Below are 15,399 nucleotides of genomic sequence, written 5' to 3'. Positions count from 1 at the left end.
TAATCATCTGACTTGATCAAATGACCAAGTCGTTTGATCAAAGCAAGGCCGGTGCCAAGATCCACAGCGTTGGAAATAGTTGTTTTTTATCAATCGATTGGGAGAACCTCGGGAAGATTTGGCCAACGATGTTTTCGCAAAACGTAGCTAGGTGTTTCGTTGGCACGCACCAAACCGGGAATTAACGAAACACTCGTTACCAATAATGGTGCAACGGTTTCGGAACGCACAGGCATCCATGACGTTTGGCGATTCGTTGCTGTAGCATCCGCTAGCGTCGACACCGCCCACCGCCGTCACGGGGGCGCCAGGAAATATTGGAGATTGCTGATCTATGGCCAGAATGGGCGCTGAATTACGCAGGCAGGATTTCGTTGAAGCGACGGTCAAGGTGATTGCCGAACACGGCGTCGCCAATGCGACTACCCGGCGCATTGCGGCGGCGGCCGGTTGTCCCTTGGCATCGTTGCACTACGTGTTCCACACCAAGAACGACCTCTTTTATGCAGTCTACGAATCGCTGTTCAATCTGCCCCATCAAGCCCTGGAGCATGTGCCTGCCGGGACGACAGCCGCTGAAACCGCGGCGGAAGTTTTACGGCAATTGATCACGTGGTTCATCGACCATCCGGACGCGGCCAAGGCGCAGATAGAGTTGTTCTTCTGGGCGATGCGCAATGACCCCGAAATGGCGAGCAAGATCTACTCAGTGGCCATCGAGGCGACGGAGCGGGCGCTGGAGCGAGCCATGGGGGCTGAGCTGGAAGAGGCTTTTTTGAAGGCTGTGAGCCGACTGCTGATTCATCTGGTCGATGGGTTGACCATTGCGTGGTCCGCCCATGGCGATCTGCAACGCCTGAGGACCGAAACCGAGACGGCTTGCACTGCGCTGGCCCTTTTGGTGGCCAGTCACTGAGCGGATCATCAAATGCTGCTGACCAGATGGCCGCCATCCACGGCCAGCACACTGCCAGTCATGAATGTACCGGCGTCGCTCGCCAGCAGTAGAAAGGGGCCTGCCAGTTCGTGCAGCTCGCCCAATCGGCGCATGGGCACCAGCTCACGAATGTAGCTGTTGCCCTTGTCGCCGTCGAAAAAGTCTTCGTTCATTTCGGTCTTGAAGTAGCCCGGTGCGATGGCGTTGACCCGGATGTTGTACCGCGCAAGTTCCAGCGCCAGTGACTTGGTCAATTGCACCACGCCGGCTTTTGCGGCGCAGTAATGGCTGTAACCGGTTCCGACGCGCAATCCAAGGATCGAGGCAACGTTGACGATGCTCCCGCTACGCCCGGCCTTGGCCAGCCGTTGCGCGGCGACCTGAGCCACCCGCCAGACACCGTCCAGATTGGTCGAAAGCATGGCGCGCCACTGCTCTTCGCTGATCTCCAGCGGGCGCTGGCCGTTGCCAATGCCGGCGTTATTGAGGACCACATCGACCACGCCGAAATGCGTCTGGGCAACATCGAAGGCCGCCTCGACGCTGGCCCGGTCAGTGACGTCGAGCGCGACCGACAGCGCCTGGCCGCTCTCCCACTCAATGTCCCTGGCCACTTGTTCAAGCCTTTCGAGGCGCCGCGCAGTCAGAACCACCCGGGCGCCGGCACGAGCGGCGACCCGTGCCAGGTGCGCACCGATGCCGCTGGAGGCACCGGTGATCAACACGGTTCGGTCGGCAAGGGAAAAGTTCTGGGCGAAATCGTGAGTCATCAATACACCTCGAAAAGAATGACGGTACGTCTTGCGCTAGCGCGTTTTACAGGCAGACAGGCCCCCTTCCTCCGGGTTCGGGCCAGGGTATGGGTGATGCGTGGTCGCCCTTATCCTGGCGCTCCCCCGGAGAAAGAGGATTTTTCAGATTTTTTCGATGCGACACTTGCCGGCGGCGACCAGACGCTCCAGCAGCGCCGCCGGCCGGAACCACATCTCGCCGTATTCGCCCAGCACGTGGCGATAGTGGAGGATGCGATTGAGCACCGTGTCCAGGCCCAACTGTTCTGCGTAATGCATCGGGCCGCCGAGATGGGCGGGAAATCCGTAGCCGTTGATCCACACCAGATCAATGTCGCTGGCGCGCAAGGCAATGCCTTCGTCCAGCAAGCGGATCCCCTCGTTGATCATCGTGAACAAGCAACGATCATGGATCTCCAGGTCTTCAATGCAACGCCGGGTAACGTTGAGTTCCCTGGCAAGCTGTTCGGCCAGCGTGACGATCTCTTTGTCTTCCGTACGGCTACGTCCTTCGTAGAGATAAAAGCCACGCCCACTCTTCTGACCGTATCGCCCCAAGGCATACAGTTCTTCAGCGAGGCAGCAATAGCTTTGGTCATGGGCAATGGCCGCGCGATTAGCCTCGCGCATCAAGAAACTCACATCGATACCGGCCAGATCCAGCATGCTGAATACACCCATGTTCAAATCCAGACCGGTCAGCACAGCATCGACCTGTGCCGGTGTCGCCCCCTCCAACACCAGGCGATGGGCTTCGCGGGCATAAGGTTCGAGCATGCGATTGCCAATAGAACCTGCGCCGTTCCCCGAGATGACCGGAAGCTTGCCGATACGCCCGGCGATGTCCATGGCGGTGGCCACCACGTCCGGCGCCGTGGCTTGGCAACGCACAATTTCCACCAGACGCATGACGTTGGCAGGAGTGAAAAAATGCAGACCAATCACATCTTGCGGGCGGGAAACGGTCGCCGCGAGCGCGTCGATATCGAGCGATGAGGTGTTGGTCGCGAGAATGACACCCGGCTTGCAGAACTTCTCCAGAGAGAGAAACACCTGCTGTTTGATTTCCATCTTCTCGCACACCGCCTCGATGACCAGGTCGGCATCAGACAGGTCTGCATAGTCGAGCGTGCCAAACAACAACTCCATCCGCTGTTGCACTTGTACGGCGCTCAGCTTTCCGCGCTTGACGCTAAGTTGATAGTTTTCGCGAACTCGCTCGAGGCCACGATTCAGCGTACGACCATCTAGGTCCATTAACGCCACGGGAATGCCGACATCGGCGAAGTTCATGGCGATACCACAACCGAGGGTGCCGGCACCGATTACCGCAATCTTGTTGATCTTGCGCAGTGCAACGGCTGCCTCGATCTGCGGAATACGCCGGGCTTCACGTTCAGCGAAGAACACATGGCGCAGCGCCCTGGACTGGCGTGACGCCTCAGCCTGCTTGAACAACGTCAGTTCCCGCACGAGCCCTTCTTCCATCGGCAACAGGCAGGCTGCTTCCAACGCAGAGAGCACCAGACGTGGCGCCAGACGGCTTTTCCAGCGGGGTTCATGCTCAACGCGGTAACGCGCGAGGAAATCATCCGGCAGGTCTTCGGCGGGGTTTGGCCAGGCCTCTGCCGGCCGCGCCGGGGCGCCGCAGTCGATCAGCTCATGGGCATAAGCACGCGCTTCATCCAGCAATTGCTCGGCACTGGTGGCGATGCGGTCGAGGATGCCTAGCATGCGAGCGCGCTCAGCATCGATCTGTTCACCGGACAGAATCAGGTTCAGTGCCGATTCGGCGCCGATCAGCCTGGGCAGGCGTTGAGTTCCGCCAGCGCCGGGTAACAGGCCCAGATTGATTTCCGACAGTCCCATCCGCGCGCCCGGCTCGCCAATCCGGTATCCACAGGCCAGGGCCAGCTCCAGCCCTCCTCCCAGCGCCAGTGTGCCGAGCGCGGCAACCAACGGTTTATGGATTTCGCTCAGGCGTGTCAGGGTGCCGGGCAAGCTGGGTTCGGCAAAGCAGGCCTCGGTGCCAAACTCCTTGATATCGGCACCGGCACTGAACAGCCCCTGTGCGCCATAGAGAATAATGGCCCCCACGGTAATGTCGGCAGCAGCGCGCTCGCAGGCATTGATGAGAGCTGCGCGCAATGACTGATCGAGTGCGTTGACCGGTGCACGGTTCAGGCCTATCAGGGCCAGACCGTCTTCGACACGGTAGTGGATGAGGTCGCACATTGGGGAGCCCTTACTGGCATTTCCAGGGTATTGAAATCGGCGTTCTTCAGCTCGGAAACGGCGGTTTATCAAAAACTTCTGAAGACTTCGCCCATGCTGGCGACGGGATAATTCGGCTGGGAGACCGCCACGTGCCTGGATACCGCGGAGCCAAAAGCGCCATAGGAACCCCGCGAGTAGAAGCTATGAATGGAGTAAATGGCGAGTGAGATCAGGGTCACGGCCAGGCAGGAAAAAAGAATCGGGCGCATCGGAAACCTCCGTCATCTGGCGGGAGCCAAATGCAGTGTCTTTTGTTATTGAGGGTTTCGATTCTGGGTACTGGCAGATGCAAAAGCTTGGCAGATCACGCCATGTTTTTTGCAGATCATGACACTCAAAAACATTATTGATGTGGGCAACCTTGAGAGCCACAACTGAGCAAATAATGTCTCAAATGAAGTAATCTCCTCCTGTTCTGTGGTTTTCGTTGCAGTAATGAGCTTTTCCTGCACAATTCCAGCATTGAAATTCGATCCGAGACCTACTGATGTCCCTGACTCCCCAAGACGAAAGACTCATCAAGGCGTTGGCTCTGGCCATCGTTGATCGCCCTCGTGCGACGCTCAAGGAACTGGCTGAAGCCGCTGGCGTGAGCAAGGCCACCCTGCACCGCTTTTGCGGCACCCGTGACAACCTGGTGCAGATGATGGAAAGCCATGGAGAGACGGTGCTCAACCAGATCACCACCACGACCGACCTGTTGCACGGCGAGCCGGTGGAAGCGCTGCGAAGTCTGATCAATGAGCACTTGGCGCATCGTGAAATGCTGGTCTTCCTGCTCTTTCAGTATCGCCCCGACACCTTCGCGGTAAATGGCGAAGGTGATCGTTGGCAGTCTTATGCAGATGCCCTTGATGCATTCTTTCTGCGCGGCCAGCAATTGGGCGCCTTCCGCATCGATGTCACCGCTGCGGTCTTCACTGAACTGTTCCTGACCATGATCTTCGGCATGGTCGATGCGGAACGCCGTGGGCGCGCGGCAAGTGCCAACTCAGCCAATGTGCTGGAGCAGATGTTCCTGCATGGCGCTGCCTGCGTAGTACGTCCCCAATAATCCCTACTCCTCACTCCTCCAAAAAAAGAGCCCCGCGACCTGACGGTCCACGGGGCTAAAAAAACAGGTTGGATGCGCCAACCCAAGGAGCGCTTGCCAGCGTCTTATCTGGCCATTGCTTGCGATGACCATCCCCCGCCCAGCGAGCGGAACAGATCGACCAAGGCAATCTGACGCTGAGTGCTGACCTCAATGAATGCCGTCTCGTTGACGAAGCTGGCGCGCTGGGCGTCGAGGTAACGCAGGTGACTATCGATGCCGCCTTCATAACGGGCCTTGGCCAGTTTCAGCGTCTCGCTGCTGGTATTGGCCAGCGCGCGTCGGGCGGCTTCCTCCCGGCGCAAGGTGTCGGTAGCGGCCAGTGCATCGGCGACCTCGCGGAACGCCGTCTGAATCGTGCCCTCATACGCCGCCACCGCAGAGTCCTTGCGGGCTTCGGCCAGACTCAACCCCGCTCGATTGCGTCCGGCATCGAACAACGGCAACGACAGGTTGGGGACAAAGCTCCAGGAACGTGATCCACCGTCGAACAAACCGGACATTTGCGCGCTGGAGGTGCCGAAGCTGCCCGTCAGACTGATACGCGGGAAGAACGCCGCGCGCGCCGCACCAATGTCAGCATTGCGCGCCTGCAGACGATGCTCGGCGGCGAGAATGTCCGGTCGGCGTTCGATCAGCGTCGAGGTGGTGTCAGGCGCGATGTCTTGAACCAGCATCGGCTCCTTCTGCAACCGTTCGGGAATCGACTTCGCCGCATCTTTGGTGCCGAGCAACAGAACCAGCGCGTTAAAGGCCTGTTGCTTCTGCCGCAGATTGCTTTCCTGCTCTGCGCGCGATTGCTCCACCAATCCCAGTGCTTCCTGGTAATCCAGCGCGGTCGCCGTACCGTTCGAGCGGCGCTGGCTGATCAGGACAAACGAGTACTCGCGGCTGATCAGGGTTTGTTGCGTCAGATCCAGACGACGTTGGGCGCCATCGTGAACCAGATAAGCCTGGCTGACCTCGGCGATCAGTGCGATCTGCGCCGCGCGTGCGGCTTCTTCGGTGGCCAGGTACTCTTGCAACGCGGAGTCACTGAGGCTCTTCACCCGACCGAACAGATCCAACTCGTACTCAGGCAGCGACAGGCCGACCTGATAGTTGCTGGCAACGCCCGCCCGGCCGTCGTTGGCCAAATCCGCCGGCAAGCGCTGGCGATTGCCCGCTGCGTTGGCATTCAACCCCGGTACCCGGTCGGCACGCTGGATGCGGTATTGCGCCCGGGCCTGCTCGATATCCAGAAGCGTCTGGCGCAGTGAGCGGTTGTTCTCGAGAGCGATCACCACCAGGCGGCGCAGGTCGGGATCGACGATAAACGTCTGCCACACCAGTTGGTTGATCGGACTGCCCTGCTTCATCGACTCACCCGCCCAGTTATCCGCAACCGGCGCAACGGGCCGCTCATAAGTGGGCGCCAACGAGCAACCACCCAGCAGCATGGCGATCACCAGCGTAGAAAAAGCTGAAATACGCATGAGTCACTCCTGAGTCAAAGCGGGTTGTTCAATGGGGGCCGGTTTACTACGCAGCATCGATAGCACCCAGACAAAACAGATCGGTACGAACAGCACACCCAGCAATGTCGCGCTGAGCATGCCGCCGATCACACCGGTACCGATTGCACGCTGACTCGCCGCCCCGGCCCCGGTCGCCAACGCCAGCGGCACAACGCCGAGGATGAAAGCCATGGAGGTCATGACAATCGGCCGGAAGCGCAGGCGTGCGGCCTCGATGGCAGCGTCGCGCAGGCTGTAACCTTTCTCCCAAAGTTCTTTGGCGAACTCGACGATGAGGATTGCGTTCTTCGCTGCCAGACCGATGATGGTGATCAGGCCAACCTTGAAGTACACGTCGTTAGGCATGCCGGCGACCATCACCGCGAGTACCGCACCGATGGCACCGATCGGCACGATCAGCATCACGGTCAGGGGAATTGCCCAACTTTCATAGAGTGCGACCAGCAACAGGAACACCACCAGGATCGCGAGCGCGAACAGTTGCGTCGCCTGACCGCTGGAGACCTTTTCCTGATACGACAGCCCGGTCCACTCGTAGCTGAAACCCGCCGGCAATTGCGCGGCGATTCGCTCCATTTCCGCCATGGCTTCACCGGTGCTATATCCCGGCCCGGCATCACCGACGATCCGGATCGACGGATAACCGTTGTAGCGCACCAGTTGCACCGCACCTTCCTCCCAGTGGGTGGTGACGAAGGCGCTGAGCGGCACCAGATTGCCCGCGCTGTTGTGCACGTACAGTTTGAGCACGCTTTCCGGGGTCATCCGGTCGCCCTGCTCGGCCTGCACCACCACACGCTGCTGACGGCCAGCGTTGGTGAAGTCGTTGATCACCTCCGAACCGAACGCGGCTGACAATGCACGGCTGATCGACTCGAAACTCACACCCAGGGTGCGGGCCTTGTCACGGTCGATCACCACCCGCAATTGCGGCGACTCGGCCAGGCCTTCCATCATTGCGTAGAGGATTTTCGGGTTGCCATTGGCCTGCCCTAACAACTGATCGCGGGCTGCGATCAATGCTTCGCGGCCCAGGCCAGCGCGATCCTGCAGGCGCAGCGCAAAACCGCCGGAGTTGCCCAGGCCATCAATCGGTGGCGGAGGCACCGCCATCACTGCACCGTCGTTGGTCACGGCAAATTGCTCGTTCAGCGCCATGACTTCCGCCATGGCCGATTGATCTTCGCCACGCAGCGACCAGTCCTTGAACACCGGGAATGCCAGCGCCGCGTTATCGCCCATCCCGGAGAAACTGAAGCCCGACACCAGGAACGTCGACTGGACCGCGTCACGGGAGGCAAGATACCGCTCCAATTGTTCACCGGTGGCTTCGGTACGGGTACGGGTCGCGCCCGGTGGCAACTGGACGTCGACGATCATGTAGCCCTGGTCCTCCACGGGCACAAACGACTCCGGCAAGCGCAGATAGAAGTAACCGAGCATCGCAATGATGCCCACGTACACCAACATCATCCGGCCGGCACGCGACACCAGCCCGTTGTTCAGGATCGAGTAACGCTCGGTGAGCCGGGCAAAGCCACGGTTGAAGGCGCCGAAGAAACCGCGCTTTTCATGGTGTCCCTGAGGAATCGGCTTGAGCAGCGTGGCACACAGCGCCGGAGTGAACGTCAGCGCCAGGAAGCCCGAGAACAGAATCGACACTGCCAGCGACACCGAGAACTGCTGATAGATCACACCCACCGAGCCGGACATGAACGCCAGTGGCATGAACACCGCCGACAGCACCAGGGTGATGCCGATGATCGCTCCCGATACTTGTCCCATCGCTTTGACCGTGGCGTCGACCGGTGACAGCCCCTCCTCGGCCATGATCCGTTCAACGTTCTCCACCACTACGATGGCGTCGTCCACGAGAATGCCGATCGCGAGCACCATGCCGAACATGGTCATCATGTTCACCGAGAAGCCCAGCAGATACATCATCAGCAGCGTGCCCAGCAGACACACCGGCACCACAATCGACGGGATCAACGTGTAGCGGATGTTCTGCAGGAACAGGAACATCACCAGGAATACCAGCACCATCGCCTCGATCAAGGTATGGATCACCTTCTCGATAGCGACATCGACGAAACGCGAAGTGTCGTAGGGGACGGAATATTCCACGTCGTCCGGGAAATAGGCGGACAGTTCGGCCAGGCGTTCCTTGACGGCCGTCGCGGTCTTGATCGCGTTGGCGCCGGGGGACAACTGGATCGCCGCCGCCACCGCCGGTCTGCCATTCAGACGCGAGTTGAAGTTGTAACTCTCTTGGCCGACTTCCACGCGGGCGACATCCGCCAGTTTGACCGTCGAGCCGTCCTCGTTGGCGCGCAGAACGATGCGTGCGAATTCTTCCGGATTATCCAGAGTACCTTTCACCGCCAGCGTGGCTGTCAGTTCCTGCTGGCTGTTGGTCGGAGTACTGCCGAAGCTGCCGGCCGGCACCTGCACGTTCTGCCCGCGGATGGCTGTGCTCACGTCATCGATGGACAGCCCGTAACCCACCAGTTTCTGCGGGTCGATCCAGACGCGCATGGCTGCTTCAGAGGAGAAGAATTGCAGCTTGCCGACGCCCGGCACCCGGCGCAGTTCGTTGTTGATGTTGCGTGCGGCATAGTCACCCAGAGCGGTCGTATCGCTGTGCTGGGTGCCTTCCTTGTAGTTGAGCGCATAGATCAGCAGGAAACCGGCACTGGTCTGTTCTACCTCCAGACCTTGGGTGAGCACCGCCTGCGGCATACGTGCTTCGGCCTTTTTCAGGCGGTTTTGTACATCCACCTGGGCCAACTGCGGATCAGTGCCTGGCTGGAAAGTGACCACAATCTCGGCAATGCCGTTGGAGTTGTTGGTCGACTCAAAATAGAGCAGGTCCTTGGCGCCATTGAGCGACTCTTCGATCACGCTGGTGACCGAGTCCACCAACACTTTCGCCGAGGCACCAGGATAGGTAGCCGTAACCCTGATTTGCGGCGGCGCGACATTGGGGTACTGCGCCACCGGCAGCATCGGGATGACCAGCAGACCAGCCAGAGAGATGAACAACGCCACCACCCAGGCAAAGTTCGGGCGCTTGATGAAAAACTGAGACATCGGAATATCCTCGCGGCGACTGCGCCCTTACTGTTTCGACTCAGGCAGCTGAGCCTGGGCGTGAGACTGGCCCGGTGCGACCTTGGCGCCCGGTTGCAGGCCGGCAAGTCCGCCGACAATCACCTGATCGCCCGCCTTCAATCCCTCACTGATCTGCCAGCGCGAACCCTGCATGGCACCGGTGACCACATTGCGTGACTCGACCCGGTCGTCTGCGCCTACCACCATCACCTGGGCGCCGCCATCGCTGCCGCGTTGCACCGAGCGTTGCGGCACGAGAATGGCCTGGTTGTCAGTGCCTTGTGGCGTGCGCACGCGCACAAACATGCCCGGCAACAGGACACCGTCGGTATTGGCAAACTTGCCGCGCAACGATACCTGGCCGGTGCCACGATCCACCGCGACATCGGTAAACATCAGTGCACCCTGGCGCTCGTAGGGTGTGCCCTCGACACGAATTGACAGCGCCTTGTTGTCGTCGGCGGAGAGCTTTCCGCCCTTGAGCGATTCGCGCAGACGCAGTGCGTCGGCCGCCGACTGGGTGAAATCGACATACACCGGATCAAGCTGTTGAATCCGCGCCATCAACGTCGCGTCCCCCTGACCGACCAGGGCACCTTCGGTTACCAGTGCACGGCCGACGCGGCCAGAAATCGGCGCCGTCACCGAGGCATAACCGAGGTTCAGCCGGGCGCTTTGCAGATCGGCCTGGGCCGAACGGGTTGCCGCCTGAGCACTGCGCAGGTCAGCCATGGCACTGTCGAAATCCTGTTGGCTGACCGCCTCGATCTTCACTAGCGGTTCATAGCGCTTGACCCGTGCCTGTGCCTCAAGCGCAACGGACTGGGTGCGGGCCAGTTCACCTTCGGCGCGCGATAAAGCCGCTTTGAGCGGCGCCGGGTCGATCTGGAACAGCAGGTCCCCGGCTTTGACGTCAGCGCCCTCTTCAAAACGTTTTTGCATCACGATGCCGGGCACCCGTGCGCGCACTTCAGCGACCCGCATGGGTTCCACCCTGCCCGGCAGCTCCGAAGTCAGCGCCAAAGGCTCAGTCTTCACCGCCAGCACTTCTACCGGGCGCGCCACTTCGGCCACACCCGCTTGTTCATTCGCCGGCCCACATCCTGCCAGCGCAATGGCTACTGCCAGCGAGCCCGCCATCCTTACTGCACGCAAATTGCCCATAACTCACCCAAGGCTTGATTGAATTTGGTGCGAATGCTACTTTCTAAACCCTAATGAGTCAAATATGTCTCATATGAGAAATATGTGAACCTTATATGAACATCGCTTGAGGCTTGGTGATGAACCCGATTTCCCATGATGAACACCTGCTCAAGACGCTGACCGTGGCGGTCGTCAACCGACCGCGGGCAACGATGAAAGAGTTGGCGCAATTGGCAGGCGTGAGCAAGGCGACCCTGCACCGCTACTGCGGAACACGGGAAAACCTGGGGCAGCGACTGGAAGAATACGCCGAGGGCACGCTCAATCTGATTATCCGCAGCGCCGGTTTACAGCACCTGGAACCGCTGGACGCGCTACGCCGATTGATCCGGAAGCATCTCGCCCATCGCGAACTGCTGGCCTTTCTGATGGCGCAATACCGCCCTGACTTCCTTGACTTTGAACGGGGTGACACACGCTGGCAGTTTTACCTGGAGGCGCTGGATGGGTTCTTCCTGAGAGGCCAGCAAAAAGGGTTGTTTCGCATCGACATCACCGCAGCGATTTTTACCGAGCTGTTCATCACGTTGGTCTATGGCCTGGTGGATGCCGAACAGCGCGGGCGTGCCGCCAATGCTGATTCGGCACGAACGCTCGAGCAGATGTTCCTGCATGGAGCGCTGTCTGGCGGCGAGTTCCGCGAGCACTCATCTGTGCAGGAAAGAACGCTTTAATCCTCAGAAATGCGTGAAGGCATCGCTGATACTGGCAACCGGTGGGTGATTGGTATGATGAACAACAGTGTGGTTAGCGGGCCGAGGCTGAAAATAAAGCGCACCCGAAATCAGCGCGAGCACCAGGAAAACGAACAGGAACCGACGCATCGAATACCTCCATCGTCCGGCCTTGGGCCGAACGCAGGTCTTTTGTTATTGGTGGTTCGAGTCTGGTCTCGGAACAAGGGTGAAAGCTTTGCAAATCGCGCCAGAGATTTTGCAAATCGTGCCAGTACTCCTCAGGCCAAAGGCTGTGCTTCATTCGGGGGGGCGAGATAATGTCCACTGTCCGTGGCACTGCTCTGCTGGGGTTCAAGGAGTTCTCTGTCAGTCAGGGCATCGATCCGGATTCGGCGCTGGCTGAGGTTCATCTGGCCGTAGACCCGCTGGATGCGCAACTTTCCGGCGCCCAGTTCAATGCCTTGATCGAGTTGTGTGCAGTGCGTTCGAACAATCCTCTGTTCGGCTTACAGTTTGGCTTGCGCCAGGGCACGCAAAGTCTCGGCACCCTGCTGTACACCATGCGCAGTACAGGCAACGTGGGCGAGGCGCTGAATCTACTGACACGTTATTTCCATATACATAGCGACGGCGCGCTAGTGCGTCTTGAACGCCAGGCCGGCGGTGCCCTGCTTTTGTACGAAGTCACTGATGGAACGTTGGTCTCGGTACGACAGACGGTGGAGTTGGCGATGGGAATTGCCGCCTGCTTGCTCCGCGAACTGTTGGGGCACGCCTGGAAGCCGAGAGGCCTGATGTTGCGCCATTGTGCTCCGACAAACCGCATTGCCTATCGCGCGCTGCTGGGTGTACCCCCGCGCTTTGACAGCCCCGTCAATGCCTGGGTGTTTGATGAGGCATTGCTGGCGATACCTTTGGGAGCGACGGACGCCAGGTGTCAGCAATTGGCCCAGCAACACATTGACGAGCTTGCGCGCGTGACGCTGCAAGAGTTGCCGTCTTACGTGCAAAAACGGCTGCGTAATGAACTTGCCAATGGCCCGGTCACGCTTCGCGACATGGCGGTGTACATGATGATCAGCCCGCGCACCTTGCAACGCTATCTTCGGGCGCAAGGCACGCGATTTCAGGAACTGCTGGACGACACGCGCCAGGCGATGGCCGCGCGCTACCTCTGCGATTCGTCGATCAACCTTACGCAACTGGCAAGCTTGCTGGGTTATGCCGATCTGAGCACATTTTCCCGCGCCTTCACTCGCTGGTACGGCATCAGCCCGCAAAAGTGGAAGCAGCGCATGCAGCACACTCATCGGTAAATGACATGCCTTCCAATCCGTTCATTCGTGCACTCAGCCTGGCGGGATTCGATCAATTCGCCCGGCGTCAAGGCCTGGACCCGAGCCAGATGCTGCGTCGGGCTTCTGTGCCTGTGGCTTCTCTGCAGCGCCCGGAAGATATCCTGTCCTTCCAGCACTATTGCGGCTTGCTGGAGCTGTGCCAACAGCGTTCGAATACCCCGTTGTTCGGCCTGGAATTTGGGCTCTATCAAGGGGTCGACGTCTTCGGTGATATTTTTTTCCTGATTCACAACGCCCGAACCATCGGCGATGCCTTGCTCGAGCTGCGCGCCAATTTCGCGCTGTACAACGGCGCGGCGCATATCGATCTGGAGGTTTTCGAGGGCGTTGCTTTGCTTGGCTACCGGACCGATGAGGCGGCGATTGGCGGATTGCCTCAAGCAGAAGAACTGGCGTGTGGTGTCGGTCTACAACTGATGCGAACCTTGGCCGGGGATCAATGGCAACCCGAGGCGGTAATGCTCCGTCATCCCCCCCTTGCAGATGAGCGGGTCTATCGGCAGGCGCTGGGTATCACGCCGACCTTCTCCGCAGCGCACACCGGTCTGCTATTCGACGCTTGCGTGCTGACGCAGCCGCTGGATTGCGCCAGCGAAACCCTGCATCAACTCATCGCTCAACATCTGTCGGGCATGGAACGCTTGTCGGCAGACGAGATGCCCGGCTACGTCAGACAATTGCTGCGCAATCTGTTGCCTAGCGGTCGTGCGACGATCGATAGAGTGGCCGACTGCATGGCAGTCAACCCGCGGACCTTGCAACGCCATTTGGCTCAAGAAGGCACGTCATTTCAGCAGTTGCTGGATGAGACACGCCAGCAATTGGTGCGCAATTACCTGCAGGTCCCGACGATCAGTCTGACGCAAGTGGCGCATCTGCTGGGTTATGCCGATGTCAGCACATTCTCGCGTGCGTTCCATCGCTGGTTTGGTGTGTCCACGCTGGAATGGTGCAGGCAGTCGGGGTTTAGCAGGCAGCCGTTGCTGCTTCAGAGCCGAGTGAAGGATCGGTCGTGAACGTATCCAGTGTGCATGCACTCAAATTGGGTCGAAAGCGGCAGATCGGACGATAGGCTTCGGGAACAGCAACATTAGCCTCAATTACTTATCCAATTCTCGCGTCAGTTAGCCCAAAAGTGTTGCGTATGAACAAGTAATTTCATGCAACAAAACCGGATTTCGACTTATCGCAACATGGATATGTAATATTTTTCTAAAAAAACAATAAATTCAAAGAGTAATGAATCGCACAACCATCCGAACATTCCTACTATCGCCAACATTATGTTTCAGGATTGGCCCCGTTTCACACGGCTTTGCACACAGCGTTTTGAACGCTCGGAAGTAAATCATTGAAACGATGGCTCCGTCCCCGCTTCAATAAATTACTTCCGCCGGATCAGTCTGCTTGCACCGTGAACTGATGCTGTTCACCCAGCCCCTCGATACCCAGACGCATGGTCTGACCCGGACGCAGAAAGATCAGAGTCCGTGTATTACCTTTCTGATAGCGGTGTCCGTCGACTTCCAGCCACAGGTCCAGCGTGTGCGGATCACCGAATTCATCTTGAGTGACCAACCATGGGCCGATAGGACCGAACGTATCGAAGCCTTTGCCTTTGTCCCAAACGCTGGCCCGGCCGCTTTACTTCAGCGCTGACGCAGAGTCAGCGCTTTATTGGCAGCCCCCCGACATGTAAGCGTCCGGCGGCTCCGGCAGTGCGGCAAGCATGTCCTGCAGTCCGGCCGCCCACTGCATTCGGATACGCATGAAATACGGGTCGTCGGCCGTGATGCGATAACTTTTTGCACCGCCAAAACTGTCTTTTCTGAACACCAGCAGGTCCAGCGGCATACCCACCGACAGGTTGCTGCGCATGGTCGAGTCGAACGAGATCAGCCCGCAGCGCAGGCCCTCTTCGAGTGATGTGCGGTACGTGAGGTTGCGATCGAGTATCGGTCGGCCGTACTTGCTTTCACCCAATTGCAGGAATGGCGTGTCCTCCGTCGCCTGAATGAAGTTGCCTTGCGGGTAAATGCTGTACACATCCATCGGCCCCTCCGCGATCTGCCCGCCCACCAGAAAAGAGCAACTCAAGTCGGTCTTGCCTGCCAACTTGGTACGGTCCCGGGCGACGACTTCGCGAACGGTTTCGGCCACCAGCACGGTGGCGTCATAGAGTGTGCGGACATTCAACAGATGCGGGCCAGGTCCACTGCAACGCTGCTTGAGCAAGTTCACCACCGATTGCGAGGTGGCCAGATTGCCCGCCGTTTGCAACACAATGAGGCGCTCGCCCGGCGTGCTGAAAATAAACAACTTACGAAACGTTGAAATCTGGTCGATACCGGCATTGGTCCGTGAATCGGAGATGAACACCATCCCGTCGGCCAGGTGCATAGCGACGCAATAAGTCATTTGCGCTTACT

General features: G+C 59.0%; 13 protein-coding genes and 1 pseudogene. 5 read left to right on the top strand and 9 right to left on the bottom strand.

The window, feature by feature from the left end:
• The first annotated feature begins 334 nt into the window (after window positions 1–334).
• Entirely contained in the window at window positions 335–916 is a 582-nt protein-coding gene (locus tag LOY36_RS14005; protein WP_026331646.1) for a TetR/AcrR family transcriptional regulator, read from the top strand.
• An 8-nt stretch (window positions 917–924) separates the two neighbouring features.
• On the opposite strand, the gene LOY36_RS14000 is transcribed toward LOY36_RS14005, so the two are convergent.
• The 3 genes from LOY36_RS14000 to LOY36_RS13990 all read right to left on the bottom strand — a co-directional run bounded on the left by LOY36_RS14000 (window position 925) and on the right by LOY36_RS13990 (window position 4,214).
• A complete protein-coding gene (locus LOY36_RS14000) occupies window positions 925–1,707 on the bottom strand; it encodes an SDR family NAD(P)-dependent oxidoreductase (RefSeq protein ID WP_019578905.1) in 783 nt (260 codons plus the stop codon).
• Window positions 1,708–1,851: 144 nt separating this feature from the next.
• Window positions 1,852–3,963, bottom strand: coding sequence for an enoyl-CoA hydratase/isomerase family protein (locus tag LOY36_RS13995; RefSeq protein ID WP_019649716.1), 2,112 nt, complete (start codon window positions 3,961–3,963; stop codon window positions 1,852–1,854).
• Between the two features lie 68 nt (window positions 3,964–4,031).
• Entirely contained in the window at window positions 4,032–4,214 is a 183-nt protein-coding gene (locus LOY36_RS13990; RefSeq protein WP_019578904.1) for a hypothetical protein, read from the bottom strand.
• A gap of 278 nt (window positions 4,215–4,492) precedes the next feature.
• Between LOY36_RS13990 and LOY36_RS13985 the strand changes: the two genes are divergently transcribed.
• Complete coding sequence (locus tag LOY36_RS13985; protein WP_019578903.1) at window positions 4,493–5,059, top strand: TetR/AcrR family transcriptional regulator; 567 nt, start codon at window positions 4,493–4,495, stop codon at window positions 5,057–5,059.
• A 104-nt stretch (window positions 5,060–5,163) separates the two neighbouring features.
• Here the strand turns inward: LOY36_RS13985 and LOY36_RS13980 are convergent, their stop codons facing one another.
• The 3 genes from LOY36_RS13980 to LOY36_RS13970 are packed head-to-tail and all read right to left on the bottom strand — an operon-like array spanning window position 5,164 to window position 10,893.
• A complete protein-coding gene (locus LOY36_RS13980) occupies window positions 5,164–6,573 on the bottom strand; it encodes an efflux transporter outer membrane subunit (RefSeq protein WP_019649715.1) in 1,410 nt (469 codons plus the stop codon).
• Between the two features lie 3 nt (window positions 6,574–6,576).
• A complete protein-coding gene (locus LOY36_RS13975; protein ID WP_019578901.1) occupies window positions 6,577–9,708 on the bottom strand; it encodes an efflux RND transporter permease subunit in 3,132 nt (1,043 codons plus the stop codon).
• 27 nt (window positions 9,709–9,735) lie between these two features.
• A complete protein-coding gene (locus LOY36_RS13970) occupies window positions 9,736–10,893 on the bottom strand; it encodes a MexC family multidrug efflux RND transporter periplasmic adaptor subunit (RefSeq protein WP_026331644.1) in 1,158 nt (385 codons plus the stop codon).
• Window positions 10,894–11,012: 119 nt separating this feature from the next.
• On the opposite strand from LOY36_RS13970, the gene LOY36_RS13965 reads away from it, so the two are divergent.
• Window positions 11,013–11,609: a TetR/AcrR family transcriptional regulator gene (locus tag LOY36_RS13965; RefSeq protein ID WP_019578899.1), complete on the top strand. Its 597-nt coding sequence runs from the start codon at window positions 11,013–11,015 to the stop codon at window positions 11,607–11,609.
• A gap of 3 nt (window positions 11,610–11,612) precedes the next feature.
• Here LOY36_RS13965 and LOY36_RS13960 read toward each other — a convergent pair whose 3' ends face one another.
• The gene (locus tag LOY36_RS13960; protein WP_019578898.1) at window positions 11,613–11,759 is read right to left on the bottom strand and encodes a hypothetical protein; all 147 of its coding nucleotides are present in this window, start codon (window positions 11,757–11,759) and stop codon (window positions 11,613–11,615) included.
• A gap of 167 nt (window positions 11,760–11,926) precedes the next feature.
• Between LOY36_RS13960 and LOY36_RS13955 the strand changes: the two genes are divergently transcribed.
• Complete coding sequence (locus LOY36_RS13955) at window positions 11,927–12,928, top strand: AraC family transcriptional regulator (RefSeq protein WP_309475244.1); 1,002 nt, start codon at window positions 11,927–11,929, stop codon at window positions 12,926–12,928.
• A 5-nt stretch (window positions 12,929–12,933) separates the two neighbouring features.
• Window positions 12,934–13,986 carry an AraC family transcriptional regulator gene (locus tag LOY36_RS13950; RefSeq protein ID WP_258674078.1) on the top strand — a complete coding sequence of 351 codons (1,053 nt, stop codon included), beginning with the start codon at window positions 12,934–12,936 and terminating at the stop codon, window positions 13,984–13,986.
• A 382-nt stretch (window positions 13,987–14,368) separates the two neighbouring features.
• Here the strand turns inward: LOY36_RS13950 and LOY36_RS13945 are convergent.
• Both LOY36_RS13945 and LOY36_RS13940 read right to left on the bottom strand, forming a co-directional pair.
• A pseudogene (locus LOY36_RS13945) lies at window positions 14,369–14,608 on the bottom strand (fumarylacetoacetate hydrolase family protein); the annotation flags it as partial.
• Window positions 14,609–14,644: 36 nt separating this feature from the next.
• Window positions 14,645–15,388: a proteasome-type protease gene (locus tag LOY36_RS13940; RefSeq protein ID WP_258674077.1), complete on the bottom strand. Its 744-nt coding sequence runs from the start codon at window positions 15,386–15,388 to the stop codon at window positions 14,645–14,647.
• Window positions 15,389–15,399 lie beyond the last annotated feature (11 nt).

The sequence above is a fragment of the Pseudomonas sp. B21-019 genome, from assembly GCF_024749225.1.
Classification (GTDB): domain Bacteria; phylum Pseudomonadota; class Gammaproteobacteria; order Pseudomonadales; family Pseudomonadaceae; genus Aquipseudomonas.
This window is presented reverse-complemented; position numbering and strand designations above follow the sequence as displayed.

Bases quoted from the DNA above. Each gene is read 5' to 3' on its own strand.
- LOY36_RS14005 (WP_026331646.1), top strand. From the start codon at position 335: ATGGCCAGAATGGGCGCTGAATTACGCAGGCAGGATTTCGTTGAAGCG.
- LOY36_RS14000 (WP_019578905.1), bottom strand. From the start codon at position 1,707: ATGACTCACGATTTCGCCCAGAACTTTTCCCTTGCCGACCGAACCGTG.
- LOY36_RS13995 (WP_019649716.1), bottom strand. From the start codon at position 3,963: ATGTGCGACCTCATCCACTACCGTGTCGAAGACGGTCTGGCCCTGATA.
- LOY36_RS13990 (WP_019578904.1), bottom strand. From the start codon at position 4,214: ATGCGCCCGATTCTTTTTTCCTGCCTGGCCGTGACCCTGATCTCACTC.
- LOY36_RS13985 (WP_019578903.1), top strand. From the start codon at position 4,493: ATGTCCCTGACTCCCCAAGACGAAAGACTCATCAAGGCGTTGGCTCTG.
- LOY36_RS13980 (WP_019649715.1), bottom strand. From the start codon at position 6,573: ATGCGTATTTCAGCTTTTTCTACGCTGGTGATCGCCATGCTGCTGGGT.
- LOY36_RS13975 (WP_019578901.1), bottom strand. From the start codon at position 9,708: ATGTCTCAGTTTTTCATCAAGCGCCCGAACTTTGCCTGGGTGGTGGCG.
- LOY36_RS13970 (WP_026331644.1), bottom strand. From the start codon at position 10,893: ATGGGCAATTTGCGTGCAGTAAGGATGGCGGGCTCGCTGGCAGTAGCC.
- LOY36_RS13965 (WP_019578899.1), top strand. From the start codon at position 11,013: ATGAACCCGATTTCCCATGATGAACACCTGCTCAAGACGCTGACCGTG.
- LOY36_RS13960 (WP_019578898.1), bottom strand. From the start codon at position 11,759: ATGCGTCGGTTCCTGTTCGTTTTCCTGGTGCTCGCGCTGATTTCGGGT.
- LOY36_RS13950 (WP_258674078.1), top strand. From the start codon at position 12,934: ATGCCTTCCAATCCGTTCATTCGTGCACTCAGCCTGGCGGGATTCGAT.
- LOY36_RS13940 (WP_258674077.1), bottom strand. From the start codon at position 15,388: ATGACTTATTGCGTCGCTATGCACCTGGCCGACGGGATGGTGTTCATC.